Genomic DNA, 19,290 nt, shown 5'->3' with positions numbered 1-19,290 from the left:
GTTGCCAAATGAGAATTCCTCCATCTTGTGTGATTCCTGCGAACATGGAGGTCGGTTGGTCCAGGGTGTTCCTTGGCCGACGTTCGAGCCGCTGACCCGAGGAGAATTTCCGACCTGCCGGAACGCCTGTCAATCGACAGGCTCCAATAACAGCCTTCCGCCATGTGCGAGTTGGATGGCCGCGCACGGTTGCCGCTTTGAACTGTCGGGGGGGCCGCTGCCCAGGCTCGCGTCAAGTTGTTTCGAAGACAAGGAGTTCAACATCTTTGGTCGTTCTGTCACCCTCAAAGACCATATGCATGTCTGCACGATGATCGATCCCGGCCCGCGGCCGCATGTCGGTGGACCGGTTGTCTCGACCTCGCAGACTTTCGTCTGCGTTGACGGCGTGCCCTAGAGCTCGATTACGCTAAACCCATCGCCAACCCGCGGCCCTCACGCCGCTTGACAGGACGGGAATCCTTCGTGTGCTCGACGCTTTAAAAGGACCGCATCATGTTCGAGAACGTCCTGGAACATGATCGAGGTCGAAACGGCCGTGTCTTCCATCGAAGCTCAGTCATCGTTTCTCAAGCCGGACGAGGTTCTCATGCGGCTGACCACAGCATTTACAGCTTTTTTCTTTGTCGTGACTTCAACCGCACCCGTTTTCGCAGGTGAAGTCGGCCTGCAGGATATCCGCATCTTCTCGCATGAACGCGGCAGCGCACTTGCGGTGACGATCTGGTATCCATCGAAGGACGATGGCGAATCGGCACTGATCGGCGAGAACAGGATTTTTGAAGGCACGCCAGCCTTAAAGAACGCCTCTATCGAAACGGGCCGTTTTCCGTTGGTGATGCTTTCGCATGGGTCCGGTTCGCGGATGGAAGGTATGGCCTGGATCGCCAGGGTGCTGGCCGAGGCGGGGTTCATCGTGGCCGGCCCCAACCATCCCGGCACGACGAGCGGCGATTCCACGCCGGCTGCCACCTCGAAAATCTGGGAGCGCACCGAGGATATTTCGACGATCATCACGGCACTCGTCAGCGATTCCCGATGGCAAGCATCGATTAACAAGGACCGTATCGGCGTTCTCGGTTTTTCGCTCGGCGGCAGCACGGCAATCGAGCTTGCCGGCGCTCGCGCCGATCTCGATGCTTATGCGCGCTATTGCGACGACTATCCGACCATGATGGATTGCCGCTGGTTCGAAGGCGGGCGCGGCTTCGTCGACAACAACCAGGTCAGGGTCGAAAAATTCGATCTACGCAGCATCAACCGGGAGCGCTTCGAACAATCGAACCGAGATCCGCGCATCGCCTCTGCGGTGCTGGTCGATCCCGGCCTTGCGACAGCCTTCAGTCCTGAAAGCGTGGAAAACATCAATATCCCGCTGACCTTCATCAATCTCGGCAGCATCGGCAAAATTCCACTTGCGGTGCTTTCTGATCGATTGGCAAAACAGGTCCCGGATGCCACTTATGCGCAGGTCGACGATTCCGACCATTTCAGTTTCCTGCCCCTTTGCAAGCAAGGCGCAGCGAATTTCCTGAAGTCGGTAGGTGATCCCGATCCCATTTGCGAACAGGGTGCAAGAAGATCGCGCGCCGATATTCACGAAGAACTCGCCATCCTGATAACCCAGGCCTTTGAACGGCACGCTGCTCAGATCGATGCGAAAACCCGCGATAGGAGAAAATAGATCCAATGGCACTGATGGTAAGGCGCGGCGAGCACAGGCGCCAACATCTGACGCATGGCAACTTATAGTTCAGCACTACCAATCATGTTCAAAGGGCCATCATCGTGACCGAGCCGGAATTCTGGCTGCGTTGCCTCTAAGCAATGTTCAGATCGGCGATTTCGCCATACATTGCAAGCAAGCGGGGCGACGTCATGTCGCCGGTCTCGTCATCGACCATCACGGCATAGGCAGCGACCCCGATGAAGCGAGCAGCCATCGAGGCAGCAATTTTCTCAGCCGATGGAGCGTTTGAAGCCTGGCGCATCTCCCCTGGCACGAGATTTCCGCGGTTCTTCTTGTAGGGCAGGACGATGAACTTCTCGGCGATTGACATGGTTTTGCCTTTCATTTTGTTCTTCAAATGTTCCTATTGGGGAAGCAAGTCAAGCGATTCATTTGCCGTCTGACCGGAGCGAGCCTACCATTCCGCCAAGCGCTCGCGGCTTAGAGGTCGTCGTTACCGCGCTCCTTCTTTCGGCGTGAGCGCAGCCCACAGCCAAGATCGCCGTTGGTAACTCGGATGAGCTGAGGGAGGAGGCGCTCCAGCATCCGGCTTGGGAAATGCGCCTTGGGGCCTCCCGTCGCGCGCGAAGCTGGAGTTCTAGCGGATTGCGGAGGACCATCGGCCCGCAATATCCATTCCCGCGAAGAAATGCCGACGCTGTTTCCGTCATCGCCGCGAAGACCGCGCAATTGATGATCTGAGGATTGTCCGGCGCTGACGTGAGCCTGAACTCCATAAGCGATTTGCCAAAGCTAGCGCCAAAGTGCCGAAAAGGCACGGCATATAGACGTTCTCCGAACGGGATCACGTTTTGGTGGTCATACAAGACAAACCCTGAAACAAACCGATCTCCGGATGCTTCTGCCAACATTCGCAATCCCGAAAAAATCGGAGTACGAGACGGACGCTGCCGCCTTTACCTCGATACCGACTATTCTTCCCCTTCCGTCTTCGATGACGATATCGACTTCATTTTGCTGTTTGTCGCGAACGTGCGAAAACTCGAAGCGTTCTTCCATGCCACTTGCCAGTTTAAGGATTTCGGCAAAGACAAAAGTCTCCAGCAACGGCCCAAATTGCCCGCGTTCGGCCCTCATTCGGTCGAGAGAGAGGTCACGAAGGGACGCGAGGAGGCCAGAATCAAGGAAATGTACTTTGGGTGTCTTCGCAAGACGTTTTAGCTTGTTGGAGAACCAAGGTTGCAAAGTCCGGGCGAGGAATAGGTTCTCGAATATGCCAACGTATTTCTGCGTTGTGATGTGGTCCATCCCAATTGCGGCACCAATTCCGGAATAGTTCACCAGCTGTCCCGAATGCTCCGCCAGAATGCGTAGTAGCCGCGGCATTTGAGCAATCTGCTCGATTTGTGCGACATCACGAACATCCCGTTGCACGATCGCCTGGATGTAGTGCATGTACCAATCCTGCCGACGGGACCAAGTTTTCCGTCCCAATGCTTCGGGATATCCCCCTGCAAGAACCGTAGTTACTTAGGCGTCCCCGATGACAGAGTGGCCGGTTTTGACTTCGTTTCGAAAGGCATCGAGAAGGAAGTTACCCTGCGCCGATTTGATTTCGCTTTGGGCAAGCGGAAGCAATCGAACGACTTCCATGCGTCCGGCGGGTGAGTCCGCCACCCGTGGCAGCATCATAAGATTAGCTGATCCCGTAAGAAGGAAACGTCCGGGCCGTTGGTCGGTATCTACACTTTCCTTGATCGCCAAAAGCAATTCGGGAGCGCGCTGAAACCTCATCGATGACGGCGTATTCATACCTCGTACAAAGCACAGGGTCTGCTGAGCTGCTCCCAGGGTCGTTGCGTTATCAAGCGTGTAGTACGCCATCTCCGCACTCGCCATCTTCTTGGCAAGTGTTGTTCCCGGATTGCCGGGGGCCAACGATCAATACGACACGGGTGTCTGACATAGCGTCGTTGACGCGCTGCTCAACGAGCCTTGGATAAATCGCCACAGCTTCGCCCCTGGTGACTGTTTTGAAAATGGGGGGCGTGACCAATTGAAAGTCAAGCTGCGACCATTTGAAATTCCAGCGTTGACCAATTGAAAGCGATCTCCGTTCTACCGCATATCTCATTTGCTGCCCAAGGCCGTGATTTGCATCTCGATGTCGTTACCGCGGACAACGCATGCCGTTTCGATCACTTCATCGAGTTTTGTTGCGCTGGGCGCCAACAGGTTGCAGGACATTTTCGAAGCATCTCAATCAGTGTGTGCAATGCGAAAGCCACATCAGGTTCTCCATTCGTTTGAGATTTGATAATCCAGTCGCTGAACGGCCATCGCCGATACCTTATTCGAACTCCCAGCGCGATGCGCCAGCCAAGCTTTTCAGGGAGAGCAAGTGAACCTATGCGTGGAAATTCCCTTTTCGACAGGTTGACCGACACGACGGTAGCGGCGGCCAGCGAACAATCCCTGAAGGTAGCGTTGAGCGACGTTGCACGTGCGCACGGCTTTGAGCGGTGTGCCTACTTAATCTTGATACCGCAAAGAGCTCTGCTGACTCGAATTATCAGAAGGGAATGGCAATCTCTCTATTTTGCGGTCCGGTGGTGATAGTTGCCAGGCGGCCCAGGCGGGCGTTCAAACGGTCGGGCGACGTTGAACGCCGCCGTGCAGACGACGACGTCAAAGACTTCAATGATTCAGGCTCTGAGTTCGGGATCCGGTCAGGCCCTCTCGATTCCCGTTCGGACAGGGTCCGTCAGTTCGCCATCCTGACGCTGGCGTCAGCAAATTCTCGACGCATCGGGAAGTGGCGACATCGACGCGGTGGGCGCAGCCGCCGCGGCGGCACTTATCCATGAGCGCCTCCAAAGCACGACAGCACCGATCCTTAAAACCGAATTTAACTTTTCAGACCGGGAGGCGCTTTGCTTGCGATGGACCGAGGGCATGCCGATGCGATTCCATCGCAGGCGTGAGCTGTCAAACTGCCCGCTGGGATCGCGACAGCCTCTTCGGCTCCGTGGTCCTTAGGGCCGATGCATTTCAGGACAACTCCGCGGGCGATCGCGCGCGGGCTGCCACCGACAGAGCTGCCCGCGCCGTGTCTTCATCGCAGACGAGGACAGTTCCCAGCCCCGACAAGAGGACCGCGGCAATGACCTCGACTTTGTTGATTCCGCCTGACGCGAAGACGACGTTCGGGATCTTGCGCAACGCTTCCAGCGGCGGCGCGATTGCCCGTAGATTGAGCGGGTGGTCGATGGGGGTTCCGTTCCTGTCAATGAATTGCGCCAGAACATCGCCGCAAGCGCCGGTCGCGACAAGCTCGTCGATCGTGACGTCTTGCGGCAGACCGTAGCGCATCAGAAGCGATCGCTCGGTCATGTCGCCTATACTGAGCACGACAAGATCGTTTGAGGTAATCTGCCGAAAAGCAGCCTGGAATACGTCCTGCGTTACGATCGCCGTTTTGGATTCCGGACTGCCGGCGTAAATGGGAGCTGCAAGATAGGCGCACTGCGCATTCAGGTGGCGGGCGAGATCGCTTGCGATGTCGAATGTGTTGATCTCGATGCCATGCGTGAGTCCACCCATCACCGAATTCACGCAAATATCGGGCCGGCGCATGGATGGCATATGACGTACCATTTCCCGCAGCGTGGCTCCCCAGCCGACGCCAATACCCGACAGCTTGCCATTATTGAGCAGCTGGGCGATGTAATCTGCCGTCGCTTGTCCGAGCAGAACAGGTATGAGATCGGGATCTGAAGGTGTTGGCACGATGATCGCCCGGCTCAGCGAGAACTCCGCGACCAGTGTCTGTTCGAGCTCGACACAGGACGTAAGCCTGGAATTCAAGGTAATCGTCACAAGGCCGGATCGTCGGGCTTCGGCGATGATCTTGTTGACACGGAGCCGGTTGGTCGAAAGCGCGTCGGCAATCTCTCCCTGCGTACGGCCCTCCATGAAGTAGAGCCATACCACTCGAACCTGCATCTGCTCGTCGGGAAGTGCAACTGGCGCGCCGGCCGTCTTTGCCTGTGTCATTGGACCGCTCTCGCAACCTCTGCTTTCGCCGTTATGGGCACCAGATCGGCCGCCCTTGTCAATTGCCGTGATCCGGCGGTTTTTTTGCGCATGTTTGCTAGTTGACCCGCCGGCCCGTCGCGCTGTTGAAGAGGTGAAGACTGTCTGCCAGGGCAAAGCATGAGACCGTCGCACCGTCCGAAAGTCTCTGGTCGCCCGCAACGCTTGCCACAATCAGTTCGTTACTCGCATCGTTAAGGCGCAGATGGACATGGTTTTCGTCGCCTACCGTTTCGACGAACTCGACTTTGCCCTTGAAACGAAGGGCAGGCGAGGTGGGCTTGCCGAACCTGATGGCATTTGGACGAATGCCGATCATATCGGCGTGCGCGGACATGGTTAGTTCTTCCGCCGCAATGGAGCCGTTCGTTTTAAGATCAACGAAGTTCATGGGCGGCGATCCGATGAAGCCAGCGACGAAGATCGATTCCGGGCGCTGATAGACTTCGACCGGGGTTCCGATCTGTTCAATCCGTCCGCCATTCATGACAACAAGACGATCAGCAAGTGTCATGGCTTCCAGCTGGTCATGCGTCACGTAAAGGCTTGTCGTCTTCAGCCGCCGCTGCAGGCGCCGGATTTCCACCCGCATCTGGACGCGCAGTTTGGCGTCGAGGTTCGAAAGCGGCTCGTCAAAGAGGAAAGCGGCGGGATTGCGAACGATTGCCCGGCCCATTGCGACGCGCTGGCGCTGCCCACCCGAAAGCTGCCGTGGACGGCGCTCGAGGAATGGGCCGATTTCCAGAATGGCTGCGGTTTCGGCAATGCGCCGGTCGATTTCGGCGCGCGCGACACGGCGATTTTTCAGTCCATATTCGAGATTCTGACGAACCGTCATATGCGGGTAAAGCGCGTAGTTCTGGAACACCATGGCGATATCGCGCTTTGCGGGCTCGACGTTGCTCACATCGGCTCCCGCAATATGCAGATGCCCCGAACTGATGCTCTCGAGGCCGGCAATCATTCTTAGAAGCGTCGACTTGCCACAGCCCGAAGGTCCGACAAGCACGATCATTTCGCCGTCAGCGACAGTCAGGTTGACGCCCTTCACCGCTGGAACCTGACCGTAATTCTTCTTCAGATCGATGAGTTCTATGGCTGCCATTCGTTCCTCCAATGTACCTGTCATGCATTTGTAACACGCTATTGACATTTGTAACAAGTCGCCCCTAACCTGTTTTCATCGCCACCTTGGGAGGGGTCAGCCGCGCACGGCAAAGCCGACGCACAAACAGCAGGCGATGGAGAGGAAAACGAGATGACAGACAAGGCTTCAGAAAACCGCCAGTTCGGGCGGATCTTCAAGAGCGTTGCGGCTGGCGCCGCCGCCCTCGTCTTAAGCTTACACATCGCAGGGAATGCGCTCGCCGCAGACCGGGTCAAAGTCGAATGGTGGAATGCCGCCAGCGGCCGGCTTGCCGAGATCACCAAGCAGCTGATTTCCGATTTCAACGCGTCTCAGGACAAATATGAGATCGTCGGTGTCAGCAAGGGCAACTATGAGGAAACGATGGCTGCAATGGTTGCGGCCTATCGCGTTGGCCAACAGCCTGTTTTGGTTCAGGCTGCTGAACGCGGCTTCCTGACCATGCAGCGGTCCGGTGCGATCATTCCGGTTCCAGAACTCATGGAGCGGGAGGGCTACAAGATCAACTGGAACGATTTTGTTGCACCTGTTGCCGGCTTTTATCTCATCGACGGCAAGCCCGCCGCCATGCCGTTCAACAGCTCGACCCCAATCTTCTGGTACAATGCCGAACAGTTCAAGGCGGCCGGCTTCGAAAAGCCGGGTGAAACCTGGCAGGAAGTCGAAGAGCAGCTTTATGCGATCAAGAAAAAAGGCATCTCGAAGTGCCAGATGGCGCTTGCCAACGACTTCTACTGGAGCCTGATCGAGAATTATGCGGCCATACAGGACCAGCCCTATGGCACCAAGGCCAATGGTTTTGGCGGGCTCGATACCGAGTTCGTCTTCAACAAGAGCCCGCTGATCGTCGCTCAGGTGGAGCGCTTGAAAAAGTGGATGGATGACGGCGTCTTGCAGATCGCCGGCCAGGGGCTTTCTCCCGATCAGCTCTTCATCTCGGGCACCTGCTCGACCTATGTCGCTTCGACGGCCGCCCATGCTGCTGTGGAGGCGGGCGCAAAGTTCAAATGGAGCGCGACCTTCCTGCCGCACGAGGAGGGCATCGAACCGAAGAACAGCACGATCGGCGGCGGTGCGCTCTGGGTACTCAAGGGGAAATCCGAGGACGAATACAAGGGTGCGGCCGCCTTTTTGAATTTCGTCGCTTCGCCGAACACACAGGTCTGGTGGAGCAAGCAGACGGGATATGTGCCGGTCACCAACGCAGCCTACGAGCAGGCCAAGGCGGAGGGCTACTACAAGGAGCATCCGACGCGTGAGATCGCCATTTTGCAGCTGTCCCGCGGTAGGCCGGACGATAATTCCCGCGGCTTCCGTTTTGGCAACCACAATCAGTCGATGGCGCTTCTTGTCGAAGAGATCCAAGGGGTCTGGACCGGGCAGAAAACCCCCCAACAGGCGCTTGATTCAGCGGCTGCCCGCGGAAACCAGATTCTTCGCCAATATGAGCAGCTCCATGCGGGGAAATAGCTCAGTGGAGGTCATCGGAGGCGCTCCAGGGCGCCTCCGCATCCTGGGAAGGCCATTGTCCGGCCTGGCAACAGCGCGCTTTCCCGAGGCGGGTCTCAAGGCTGCGCATTTCAACAAGCCGTGGCTCGCTGCCCTGCTCGTTGCGCCTCAGTTGCTGATCCTGCTGTTTTTTTTCTTCATCCCCTCCTACAAGGCACTGTCGCTCGCCTTCGTACAGGTCGACCCATTCGGTGGCCTGCAGATCTTCGTCGGCCTGAAGAATTTTCAGACGCTGCTGGCAAGCCCTGAATATAGAAGCAGCGCCCTCTTTACGCTCTGGTTCACGCTGCTTCAGAACATTGCAACGCTTGGCCTTGCGGGGCTCTTTGCATTCGCCACGGATTTCATCATCCGCGGCCGCGGCATCTACAAGAGTATCATCCTGATGCCTTATGCGATTGCGCCGGTCATATCCGGCGTGCTTTGGGCCTTTCTGTTCAATCCGGCTGTCGGTCCGATCGCACAGTTCCTGCATTCGCTGGGCATTGCCTGGGATCCGAACAGACGGCCATTCGATGCACAGCTGCTGGTAACGATTGCGTCCATCTGGAAGAACGTCTGCTATGACTACATCTTCCTGGTTGCGGCATTGCTTGCAGTTCCGGTCTCGCTGCTGGAAGCTGCCAAGCTAGATGGGGCAGGTCCCGTTCGGCGGTTCTTCACGATTTCCCTGCCGCTCGTCTCACCGACGGTGTTCTTCCTCGTCGTCATGAACTTCGTCTACGGCCTCTTCGAAACGTTCGGCATCATCGATGCCGTCACACGTGGCGGGCCTGCAGGCGCCACAAACAGCCTCGTCTACAAGGTCTATCAGGACGGCTTCGTGCAGCTCGATCTGGGCTCGTCAGCTGCCCAGTCGGTGATCTTGATGATCGTCGCGGTCCTTTTCACCGTCCTCCAGTTCCGTGCGCTTGAGCGCAAGGTCAATTATCAGGTGTAGCCATGGGTGAACGCAATCTCGGGCTTTCGATCTTCTGTCACGCCGTTCTGCTGGTTGGCGCAGCTTTCGTATGCTTGCCGCTTTACTTTGCCTTCGTGGCAGGTTCGCTCACACTGGAAGAGGTGCAGCGGGCTCCTTTCCCGCTCGTGCCGGGCTCGCATTTTATCCACAATGTTGCAATCGCATGGAGGCAGGGCGATTTCGCCCAGCTTTTCCTCAACTCGATCATCGTGACGGGCGGGATCGTCATCGGCAAACTCGCCATTTCGCTCATTGCGGCTTTTGCCGTGACCTATTTCCGCTTCCCGTTCCGCATGACCGCATTCTGGCTGATTTTCGTTTCCTTGATGCTGCCGGTGGAAGTCCGCATTATTCCGACTTACGAGGCCGTCGCCGACGCTGCAGGCCCGATCCGCTGGCTCTCCGGCATCACCGGATTTGCAGGCCTTTTGGAAAATCTGACCGGCTACAGCATAGAAACATCCCTGAAGTGGAACATGGTGAACACTTATGGAGGTCTGATCCTGCCGCTGATTGCCTCCGCCTCGGCGACATTTCTCTTCCGCCAGTTCTTCCTGACAGTGCCTGAAGAGCTGTGCGAGGCGGCGAAACTCGATGGCGCCGGCCCCTTCAAATTCTTCAAGGATGTACTGCTGCCGCTTTCAACCGCCAACATCGCGGCGCTTGCAATCATCCTTTTTCTGTTTGGCTGGAACCAGTATCTCTGGCCGCTGCTCTTTACCACCGACAAGACGATGGCCACCGCAATTCTGGGTCTTAAGGAACTTGTTCCGGTGTCGGATTCGGTGCCTGCATGGAACATCGCCATGAGTGCCGCTCTCTTCGTCATGTTGCCTCCGGCACTCATCATTCTCCTCATGCAGCGCTGGTTCACCAAGGGGCTGGTGGATTCCGGCAAGTAAGCCATTGCCCAGACAACAAGGACAAGTTCGATATGGTTTTCATCATCGGCCATCGCGGCGGCCGCAATCTCTGGCCCGAAAATAGCCTTTCTGGCTTCCGCAAACTGGCTGAAATGCCAGTCGAAGGCGTCGAATTCGACGTACATCTGACCCGTTCGGGCGAACTTCTCGTCATCCACGACGCAACGCTTGATCGCACGACCGATCACTCCGGACCGGTCTTCGACCTTGCTCCGGGCGAGCACCGAAGCGTCACGCTGAAAGACAGCGATGGGCAGGCGATACCGACGCTTGAAGAGGTTCTCGAGATATTCAAGGGCAGCGCCCTTGAGCTGCATATCGAGCTGAAGTCGGATGCTAGGGGGGATGCTTATCCGGGCCTTGAGCGCAGGGTGGCAAATCTCGTCGATGGCCTCCAGCTTGCCGGCCGTTCGTTCCTGACAAGCTTTCACGCCGGCGTTCTTCAAACTGTCCGTGAGGTTGCGCCTCATATCCGGACGCTGTCGTCATTCGACCACGCAGCCGCCGAGCGAGTTGGGCTCAGATCCGGCCTTAAGAAAATGGAAGAGCTCGCCGACATCATTGCCGTCGAAAAGTCTCTTCTTGCCACGCATTGGGACGAAATAACGTCCCTCATTCCTTTTGACCGGCTCGGCGCATGGGTGCCAAATCACAGTGCCGACATTGCCTATTGGTTGGCCAAACCCGTCCGGCAGATCACAACCGACAGGCCGGATCTTGCCCTTGGCATACGGGGTTCGTGAACAGTGTCCTTATCTGCGACAGACAAAACGCGCGCCACCAATCAATCCAACTCCGATCCCCTTCAGAACATTGACCTGGTCATTTTCGACTGCGACGGCGTGCTCATCGACAGCGAGCCGATCGCAAGCCGCACACTTGCCGAAGCCCTGCAGGAGGCGGGCGTTGCAATCACCCCTTCCGAAGCCCATGAAAAATTCACGGGCAATTCAGAAACGGTGATCCGCGACATGTGCGTCCGCGACTACGGCTTGGGTGATGTTGCAAACGTCTTCCAAGCCTGGCATCGGCTGCTATACGCCGAATTCGCACGGTCCTTGACGCCAATGGCTGGCATCGGCGACATCGTCGCCAGCCTGACGCGGCCGAAATGTGTCGCCTCGAACAGTACGATGCACCGGCTTCGCGCGAGCCTCGGCAGGCTCGATCTCTGGCAATGCTTTCACCCGGGGGTCTTCAGTGCCGAGGCCGTGGCGCTGCCAAAGCCTGCCCCGGACCTTTTATTGCATTGCGCCGAGAAATTCGCGGCAAGACCGGCACACTGCGTCATGGTCGACGACAGCCCGCACGGCGTTGCGGCAGCCGTCTCCGCCGGCATGATCGCCATAGGCTTCGTTGATCCTGCCGACCCGAGGCCGGCAAGGAAGGCATTGCTTGCCTCTTCGGGGGCCTTTGGCGTGGCAACCGGCGCCGTGGAATTGACCTCAATGCTGTTGGCAGCGGGCCAGTCAATCAAGCTCTAGGTTTCAATCACTGCTAAGATGCGCGACACGATTTGTCTCTTTGGAAACTTTGCGATCCCTGTGACGGCGGCCTCATTGGGCCCGGCTCGCACCAGTTCGTGCAATAGAAAGCAACCCTTATAACGCCATTTCTGTGACGACCCTTAACTGTACAGCAAGGTGTCTGACCAGGGGATCGCTACGTTTCGTTACACTTCGGGTCGTTTTGAAAACATGACCGATACGTCGATCGGGCAAATCACACTTCCCAAAACGACGTCGCCAGCGACGCAGCAAAGGAGTGTTTGGAAATGACGAAGATCGATAAGGTTCTTTATACCGGCAAGACCCTGACCACCGGCGGCCGCGAGGGGGCGTCTCGCAGTGACGATGGTCAGTTGGACATAAGGCTCTCGCCTCCCGGCAGCAATCGGGATGGTACCAATCCCGAGCAGCTCTTTGCCGCCGGATGGTCGGCCTGTTTCATCGGCGCAATCGGAATTGCTGCTGGCAAGCAAAAGGTAAAGCTGCCTCAGGATCTTTCCGTTGATGCCGAGGTCGATCTCGGAACCAGTGACGGCGCCTATTTTCTGCAGGCCCGCCTTAACGTTCGCCTGCCGGGTATCGAGCCGGCATTGGCAACGGCCCTCGTCGAGGAAGCGCATCAGACATGCCCATATTCCAAGGCGACGCGCGACAACATCCATGTGGAACTGAAGATCGTCGAGTAATGCAAGCGGCCGCCGCAGCGCAGAGGTCTGCGGCGGCCGGAAAAGGCGCAACGCCAACGGATGAAGCCATGGCTCCCCCAGGTTTGCGGAGGACAAATGAGACTGCTGATCATATCTATCTTAAGCGGGGCAATCTTTTCGACGTCCTGTCTCTACGATTTCGCCTCGCAGGAACCCTCGCCGCTGGATGGCTTGCGCACGGCAGCATCTGCGCTCGCCGCTGAAGTGCCCCGGCAGTCGCGCTAGAAACCGCTTGCCCGTCAGCGTTGAGCATCTTATACGCCAACGAACCTCGACGCGTCGCGGTCGCGCCGGCGGCTTGATCGCGACACGAGAGAGCTCGGCCATTCGCAGCCAATCAGCGCTTTTGTGAAGATGGTGCTGTTGGCGGCAAGATCAGTTCCTTTGCATCATCTCGCTGATGATATTCGAGAGGCTGTAAAGGCGCTGCTCGATCATTGTCGGAACCTCGCAGACATAAGAAAGTGACTGGACACGCTCTTCGAAGATGCGCGTTTCCCATGTCAGTTGCGCCGTCTGCCTGGCAAGCTCGGTCTGATCGGCATCAGATGCCGTGCGCATCTTGTCGACCTCTGCTGCCTTTTTTCTGAGATCGGCGGCAAGCTGCCTTTGACTTTCGGCATAGCGGGAAATGCCGGAGATGATCAGGCCGCGTTCTATGTTGATCTTATCGAATACGCCCATGAAAAGCTGCTCCAGCTTTTCTTGTGCCTGATCCTTGGGCAGCGATGCGATGTAATCGGAAATTTGCTTGCGGGCATCATCGATCGGATTGCTGCGCTTGACGAGTTCGGCGGCGAGCTCGGACAAACGGGGGTCCTTGTCCCACTGCTTGGCCGTTTCGGGAAGCTCGCCGGCGTTCCACACCTGCCCGATTGAAAGTTCAGGCACCTTGCGTTGAACGCAAGGCCAGTCGGGATCGTTGTTTGGCCCGGGATGTGCCGCCGATGCCGCAGACAGCGCAGCGAGCGTTGCGATCACGAAAAAGCGTCGGCTCACTGGCTTGCTCCCATCTCCTGCTTGCGGACTGTCAGGCCACGCGCGGGATTATAGGCCAGGATGGCTCCCCCCAACAGGGCAAGCGTGACGGCCAGAACGACGGCAAGCGATGTCCATTCGATGCGCGCGTAAAAGGCGAAGCGGATGAGTTCGACCGCATAGGTGAACGGGTTGAACAGGCATATCTTGTAGAGCAGGGGGCTTGCTTCTTGAACCCGCCAGAGCGGGTAAAGTGCCGAGGAGGCGAAATACATGGGAAAGATCACGAAATTCATGATCCCTGCAAAATTCTCCAGTTGCTTGACAAGCGATGATAAGAGCATCCCCAGCGCCCCGAGCATCAGCCCTGACAAAAACAGCGCAGGCAGGATCATGAAATAGCCGGCGATCGGCGCCTTGACATCCCAAAACCAGGCAATCGCAAGGAATGCATAGACCTGGAGAAGCGAAACGGCAACGCCGGCCAAAAGCTTTGACACGAGAAGGTACCAGCGCGGAAATGGGCTGACGAGCAGGATACGCATATTGCCCATCTCCCGGTCATAGACCATCGACAGGGAGGACTGCATGCCGCTGAAGAGGAGGATCATTCCGCACAATCCAGGGGTGATATAGACCTCGTAGAGAACGTAGGTCTCATATGGTGGGATGATCGAAACGCCAAGCACCTGCCGGAAGCCGGCTGCAAATATGAAGAGCCAGAGCAGGGGCCGCACCAGCGAGGAGATGAAACGCTCCTTCTGTGAGAGGTAGCGCAGCCATTCGCGCAACAGAATGCCCCTCAGGCAGACGAGGTACTGGATCGCCGTAAAGCCATTCCATTTCTCGACGGTCGCACCGCCCAACATTCCGGTCGCGTCGCTCATGGCCTTCCTCCGCGGATATTCATGTCTGTGATGCCGGTAAGCTTCGAGAATGCCTGATTGATGGTCTCCGTGCCGGTGTGGGCAAGAATGGCCGGAACCTGACCATCGGCGATAAGCCTTCCCTGATCCAGAACCAGGATCTGATCCGCTTGACCAACTTCGTCGATCAGGTGGGTTGCCCACAGTACGCTGATACCGGCTCGTTCCACGAGTGCTCGAATATCCTTCAATATGGTCGCACGCGATTTGATATCGAGCCCGACCGTCGCCTCGTCGAGGAGCAGCAGGGAAGGCCGGTGCAGCAGGGCCCGGACAATCTCGACACGCCTGATCTGGCCGCCGGACAGACCACGGACCTTTTCTTCGATGCGGTCGCTCATGTCGATGGAGTGAAGAAGCTCGTCGATGCGTTGTCGCGCCACGCGCGAACCGATGCCATGCAGGGAGGCGTGATAGAGAAGATTTTGTCGGACGCTCAAATCGAGATCGAGTGTGCGAGCCTGGAACACGATGCCGAGATGTCTGAGTGCGGGGCCGGGATTGCGATCTATGTCCTGGCCGAAAACACGGATGCGGCCCGCCGGCGGCGAAAAAAGATGGCTAACGAGTGAAAAAAGCGTCGTCTTGCCGGCACCGTTAAGCCCCAGGAGAACGGTGAAGCGCGAAGGTTCTATGGAAAATGACACGTTGTCGAGCGCTTTTCGCTGCCCATAGCTATAGCTGACGGAGGCAAGTTCGAGTGCGGCGACCGCCACACTTTCTTGCCTGTCGTATGTCTCGCCCAAACGGGATTCAAGCTTCATTGGATATGCCTTTCACAAGCGGCTTTGCCGCAGGCGAGCAAGACGCCCGGGGTCCTACTTGATGATGATCTTGCCTGTCATGCCCTTGTCGGCCAGGTCGGGAACCGACCATGTGTACTCTCCCGGCCGCACTGTCGAAAACTGCACGTTGATCGTTCCTTCTGAATCGAATTCAAGCCATGCCGGGGCCCCATTCATATGAACCTCTAGATCGTTGATGACGATCTGGTTCATCCACACATTGCGAAACAGATCGGTCACGAACTTGTATTCAAGGCCGGCTGCCGACGTAATCTTCCATCGGTAGCCCTGTCCTGAAACGAGTTCGAAGTCCTTCCGGTTCACTGCGTAGCTGTTGTCCTTCGATCCGAGGACCAATTCCGGCACGTTTTGGCTTGCGCGCGTAACCTTGGGCGCGGGATCGCCGTCGTCGTCATCACCGGACTGGGCAAGGGCCGGTTGTTGCGTAGAAAGAGCGCCAATAAGAATTGCAAAAGCAGTGACTGCGAGTTTCATGTTGTCCTCCTCTTGGAAATCAGAACGGCTATCAGTCGGGGGCTACGGTCACTCCCCACGGCATGGCGCCGACGGTGACGGATTTGACCGGCTCGTCGCTCGCCGTATCGATGAAGGTGATATCGTTGGAAAGACCGTTCGTGCTGATCAGGTGCTGGCCGTCGGGCGTGAAGGCCAACTGCCAGACTCGCTGACCGACAAGGATATATTTCTCGACCTCATAGGTTTGCGTGTCTATGACCGCCACGCGATTGGCCGGGCCGAGGGCGACATAGGCTTTCTTGCCGTCCGCCGATATCCGCACGCCAACGGGCTGAATCGCCTCCGAGCGCAAGCCCTGGATCTCAAACGTGATCTTTTTGACAATTTGCCTGGAGGCATTGTCTATGACGGAGACGGTTCCGCCGATCTCCGAAGAGACCCAGACCTGTGAACCGTCCGGCTTGAATTCGGCAAAGCGCGGGCGCGAATCGACGAGCACGTTGGCGACGATCTCATGGGTCGAGGTATCGATAAAATGCGCCATGTTCGTCGTTTCGGATGTGTTCACCATCGTCTTTCCGTCGGGGCTGAAGCCCATGCCTTCTGGCTCCACGCCGACCGGTATCTCGGTGATCACGGATTTCTTGTCGACGTCGATGACGGTGACTAGATTGTCGTCCTCATTTGCGACATAGAGCGTCTTGCCGTCAGGCGAGAGCACGAAGAGCTCCGGATCCGGACCGGAAGGCAGTGTCCCGGTGATCTGAAGCGTTGCAGTATCGATGATCTCGACGGTGTCGTCGTCGCTCGCGCAGACATAAAGGTGCTTTCCGTCATGCGAGATCGTAATGCCGCGCGGCCTTTGACCAACATTGATTGTCTGGGTGACTTCCATCGTCTTGGAGTCGACGACAGTGACGGTGTTGTCCTTTTCGTTCGAAACATAAACGGTGTTGGCCAGAGACGGTCCCGCATACAAGGCGGCGGCGATCATTCCCGCAAGCAGGTAAACATGTCTGCGCATTCTCTCCTCCCATTACGTATTCAGTTCAATTTGCAGGCTGTCTCCGGTTGGTCGATCCCCAATGTGTCGAGTTCGGAAAACTGGTGAAGAAAACCCTCCTGCGGCGAGGTGGAGATCACACCGCGCCCATCACCGAGCAGAATGGGCTGCCGGAGCTGCCAGTTCCAGCGACGGAAGCTCACCTTCTGTCCCTTGAAGGCGGCCAGTGAGAAATTCTCCTCTTTGATGAAGGCTTCGATCTGAGCAGGATCGTTGCCGTTGGTTCGCGTCGCGGCCTCACCGAGTATGCGGGCTGCCGTCCATGCCTGCATGTCCTTGCCAAGCATGCGTCGTCCGGTCGCCTTCACGAAGCGGTTCTGGATCTGAGAGCCGCCCCATTGTTCGCTGGCCGGATGCCAGGACGAGGCAATGAGGCCCGCCGTGCCGGCGACGGGCCGCGGGTCCCACGTCCGGAAAGGAACATAGCTACCAAAGACCTCGCTTTCGTCCGCAACAATGACGACATCATGGTCGGGCAGTCCCTGGGTGAAGACCGGCATCTGTCGCTGTACCTGAACCACGCCGCTGTCGGTCCTGCGGGCCGTGCCGGTATCCTTGTAGAGCCGCTCCTCGACGATCGTCGCGCCGAAACGCTTGGCAGAGCGCCGGATGGCATCGGCAAAAAGCTGGTCCGGTTCGTGGGAACCGTAAAGCAGCACCCAATTGCGCCACTGCTTCCAGATCAGATACTGCGCCAGGCCATCGGCAAGCATGGTGCGCGTCGGAGCGGTGTGGAAGACGTTGGAGCGGCATTCCTGCTCGCGCAGGATGTCATCCGTCGAGCCGACATTGAAGAGAAGCACGCCGTTCTGCTTGGCGAGATCGGCAATGGAGAGCAACTGTTTGGCCGATATGTCGGTCAGCACATATTTCTCGCCGCGCGCCAGCATCTGCTTAAAAACCGGGACGACATCCTCCTCCCGTTTCGCCTCTACCACATCCAGGCTGTACGACTGGCCCAGAAATCTGCCGGTCGTGTTGTTGTCGTTGATGGCAATGTTGGCTCCGGCAACGCCTTCATCGCGCGGGGGAACATCCAGGACCGACAGCGCAAGTTGTGGTTCATAGGCGCGCAGATATCCTATGCGGATTTCCGTCGCAGGTTCGCTGGCGGGATTTTGCTGTGCCATCGGCTGCGGCGCATTGACGAGCAGCGAAAAACAAGCGAATAAAAAGATAAGAGTATTCGGCACCATACTCTTCATGGTCATACCACGCTTCGCGCCGGCTTCAACGAAGGCGGACGCGTTGTCTCGATAAGGTGCCCACTATGTTTGTAGTCCAATCCCCCATAAACTCAATACTTGCACTCACCTTTTCCCGCCACGGTTGGGAAAAATGCGGCGGCTGCGGAGACATGCCATGACATTGATGTTGGCCAGCGTTCAAAATCGCAAGGAGGCGGAGATCGTTCTGCAGGCAGGTGCGGACATTATCGATCTGAAGGATCCGTTACGCGGCGCGCTCGGGACGGCAGACATCGCGCAAATCATCGACGTCGTCGATTTCGTGTCCGGCAGACGGCCGGTGAGCGCCGCCTGCGGCGAACTTGGCGGCGATCTGCAGGCACTCAGGGCAAGGGTCGAGGAGGTGGCCGCCACAGGCGTTGACTTCATCAAGATCGGGTTTCTTCCATCGTCTCGCATCGGCGCGGATGCGCAGGCCCTGGCGGATGTTGCTGGCCGTAAGAGGTTGATCGCCGTTGTATTTGCCGACCATCGATACGAGGAGAACGCCATGACATCGTTTGCAAAAGCGGGCTTTTACGGCGTCATGCTGGATACGGATGACAAATCGAAGGGACGGTTGCTGGATCACATTCCTCCAGATCGCATTTCGGATTTTGTGGCGCAGGGGCAACGGAACGGATTGATGACAGGCCTTGCCGGCTCGCTGGAAGCACCCGACATCCCACGCCTGCTGCCGGGCAAGCCGGATTTCTTAGGCTTTCGCGGAGCGCTGTGCGAGGGCCTGTCCAGGAACGCCGATCTGGACGCTGAAGCCACGGCGAGGATCCGTACTCTCATTCCTGGGGAGCGGCCACTTGAAAAAACGCCGAACGTCGATCTCGAACTCCTGGCGGCACGAGGATATTTTCCCGATCCGGCTGGGGACAATCTCGGCACCGACCAGATCTTCGTACGCGATTTCGTCCTGCCGGTCGACATCGGCGCTTACAGCTTTGAACATGGCAAAAAGCAGAAGGTCCGCTTCGATGTGACGGCGGATGTCCTTCGCCTCACCCGCGATCCGAAGGACATGCATCATATCGTTTCTTACGACCTCATCATGGACGGCATAAGGGCGATCGTCAGCCGTGGTCATGTCGAACTGGTTGAAACGCTTGCCGAGCAGGCTGCAGCGTTCATCCTTGAGAACCCCCGTGTGGCTCGTGTCGTCGTGCGAGTAGAAAAGCTGGAACTCGGACCGGGCGGCGTTGGCGTGCAGATCGAGCGCAAGAGGGAAAGCGCCCGATTGTCGAAGCCGCTTCGCGTCGTAGCGGCAAGGGCCGATTGAGCAA

Annotated in this window: 18 protein-coding genes and 2 pseudogenes; 10 read left to right on the top strand and 10 right to left on the bottom strand. The window is 57.4% G+C overall.

The window, feature by feature from the left end; translation table 11 throughout:
- Positions 1-262 precede the first annotated feature (262 nt).
- Positions 263-394, top strand: a pseudogene (locus EV130_RS34250) (PAAR domain-containing protein); the annotation flags it as partial.
- A 195-nt stretch (positions 395-589) separates the two neighbouring features.
- Entirely contained in the window at positions 590-1,684 is a 1,095-nt protein-coding gene (locus tag EV130_RS17945; RefSeq protein ID WP_074065613.1) for an alpha/beta hydrolase family protein, read from the top strand.
- Between the two features lie 136 nt (positions 1,685-1,820).
- Here the strand turns inward: EV130_RS17945 and EV130_RS17940 are convergent, their stop codons facing one another.
- The 4 genes and pseudogenes from EV130_RS17940 to EV130_RS17925 all read right to left on the bottom strand — a co-directional run bounded on the left by EV130_RS17940 (position 1,821) and on the right by EV130_RS17925 (position 6,890).
- On the bottom strand, positions 1,821-2,060 hold the full coding sequence (locus tag EV130_RS17940; RefSeq protein ID WP_074065614.1) for a hypothetical protein: 240 nt from the start codon (positions 2,058-2,060) through the stop codon (positions 1,821-1,823).
- A 422-nt stretch (positions 2,061-2,482) separates the two neighbouring features.
- A pseudogene (locus tag EV130_RS17935) lies at positions 2,483-3,701 on the bottom strand (ATP-binding protein).
- Positions 3,702-4,741: 1,040 nt separating this feature from the next.
- Positions 4,742-5,746 (bottom strand): sugar-binding transcriptional regulator, encoded by a 1,005-nt coding sequence (locus EV130_RS17930; RefSeq protein ID WP_074064235.1) that lies wholly within the window; start codon positions 5,744-5,746, stop codon positions 4,742-4,744.
- A 97-nt stretch (positions 5,747-5,843) separates the two neighbouring features.
- Complete coding sequence (locus EV130_RS17925; protein ID WP_132550951.1) at positions 5,844-6,890, bottom strand: sn-glycerol-3-phosphate import ATP-binding protein UgpC; 1,047 nt, start codon at positions 6,888-6,890, stop codon at positions 5,844-5,846.
- Between the two features lie 153 nt (positions 6,891-7,043).
- Between EV130_RS17925 and EV130_RS17920 the strand changes: the two genes are divergently transcribed.
- The 7 genes from EV130_RS17920 (at position 7,044) to EV130_RS32595 (ending at position 12,765) form a co-directional block, all read left to right on the top strand.
- Positions 7,044-8,402: an extracellular solute-binding protein gene (locus tag EV130_RS17920; RefSeq protein WP_132550949.1), complete on the top strand. Its 1,359-nt coding sequence runs from the start codon at positions 7,044-7,046 to the stop codon at positions 8,400-8,402.
- Positions 8,389-9,381: an ABC transporter permease gene (locus tag EV130_RS17915; protein ID WP_074064238.1), complete on the top strand. Its 993-nt coding sequence runs from the start codon at positions 8,389-8,391 to the stop codon at positions 9,379-9,381. The genes EV130_RS17920 and EV130_RS17915 overlap by 14 nt, the downstream gene beginning before the upstream one ends.
- A 2-nt stretch (positions 9,382-9,383) precedes the next feature.
- Entirely contained in the window at positions 9,384-10,304 is a 921-nt protein-coding gene (locus EV130_RS17910) for an ABC transporter permease subunit (RefSeq protein ID WP_074064239.1), read from the top strand.
- Between the two features lie 32 nt (positions 10,305-10,336).
- Positions 10,337-11,068: a glycerophosphodiester phosphodiesterase family protein gene (locus tag EV130_RS17905; protein WP_132550947.1), complete on the top strand. Its 732-nt coding sequence runs from the start codon at positions 10,337-10,339 to the stop codon at positions 11,066-11,068.
- 3 nt (positions 11,069-11,071) lie between these two features.
- Positions 11,072-11,809, top strand: a complete 738-nt coding sequence (locus tag EV130_RS17900; RefSeq protein WP_132550945.1) for an HAD family hydrolase — start codon at positions 11,072-11,074, stop codon at positions 11,807-11,809.
- 290 nt (positions 11,810-12,099) lie between these two features.
- Entirely contained in the window at positions 12,100-12,519 is a 420-nt protein-coding gene (locus EV130_RS17895) for an organic hydroperoxide resistance protein (protein ID WP_132550942.1), read from the top strand.
- A gap of 96 nt (positions 12,520-12,615) precedes the next feature.
- On the top strand, positions 12,616-12,765 hold the full coding sequence (locus EV130_RS32595) for a hypothetical protein (RefSeq protein WP_165918540.1): 150 nt from the start codon (positions 12,616-12,618) through the stop codon (positions 12,763-12,765).
- A gap of 150 nt (positions 12,766-12,915) precedes the next feature.
- Here EV130_RS32595 and EV130_RS17890 read toward each other — a convergent pair whose 3' ends face one another.
- The 6 genes from EV130_RS17890 to EV130_RS17865 are packed head-to-tail and all read right to left on the bottom strand — an operon-like array spanning position 12,916 to position 17,974.
- Positions 12,916-13,539 carry a hypothetical protein gene (locus EV130_RS17890; RefSeq protein WP_074064243.1) on the bottom strand — a complete coding sequence of 208 codons (624 nt, stop codon included), beginning with the start codon at positions 13,537-13,539 and terminating at the stop codon, positions 12,916-12,918.
- Positions 13,536-14,405 (bottom strand): ABC transporter permease, encoded by an 870-nt coding sequence (locus EV130_RS17885; protein ID WP_081377226.1) that lies wholly within the window; start codon positions 14,403-14,405, stop codon positions 13,536-13,538. Before EV130_RS17885 ends, EV130_RS17890 begins: the two co-directional genes overlap by 4 nt.
- Positions 14,402-15,208, bottom strand: coding sequence for an ABC transporter ATP-binding protein (locus EV130_RS17880; protein WP_074064244.1), 807 nt, complete (start codon positions 15,206-15,208; stop codon positions 14,402-14,404). The genes EV130_RS17885 and EV130_RS17880 overlap by 4 nt, the downstream gene beginning before the upstream one ends.
- 54 nt (positions 15,209-15,262) lie before the next feature.
- Entirely contained in the window at positions 15,263-15,724 is a 462-nt protein-coding gene (locus EV130_RS17875) for a cupredoxin domain-containing protein (RefSeq protein WP_074064245.1), read from the bottom strand.
- A gap of 31 nt (positions 15,725-15,755) precedes the next feature.
- Positions 15,756-16,730, bottom strand: coding sequence for a YVTN family beta-propeller repeat protein (locus EV130_RS17870; RefSeq protein ID WP_132660934.1), 975 nt, complete (start codon positions 16,728-16,730; stop codon positions 15,756-15,758).
- A gap of 20 nt (positions 16,731-16,750) precedes the next feature.
- Positions 16,751-17,974 carry an ABC transporter substrate-binding protein gene (locus EV130_RS17865; protein WP_425375513.1) on the bottom strand — a complete coding sequence of 408 codons (1,224 nt, stop codon included), beginning with the start codon at positions 17,972-17,974 and terminating at the stop codon, positions 16,751-16,753.
- Positions 17,975-18,131: 157 nt separating this feature from the next.
- Between EV130_RS17865 and EV130_RS17860 the strand changes: the two genes are divergently transcribed.
- Positions 18,132-19,286 carry a (5-formylfuran-3-yl)methyl phosphate synthase gene (locus EV130_RS17860; RefSeq protein ID WP_132550938.1) on the top strand — a complete coding sequence of 385 codons (1,155 nt, stop codon included), beginning with the start codon at positions 18,132-18,134 and terminating at the stop codon, positions 19,284-19,286.
- Positions 19,287-19,290 lie beyond the last annotated feature (4 nt).

Origin of the sequence: Rhizobium azibense, from assembly GCF_004342325.1 — a bacterium.
In the GTDB taxonomy this organism is placed as follows: Bacteria; Pseudomonadota; Alphaproteobacteria; order Rhizobiales; family Rhizobiaceae; genus Rhizobium; species Rhizobium etli_B.
This window is presented reverse-complemented; position numbering and strand designations above follow the sequence as displayed.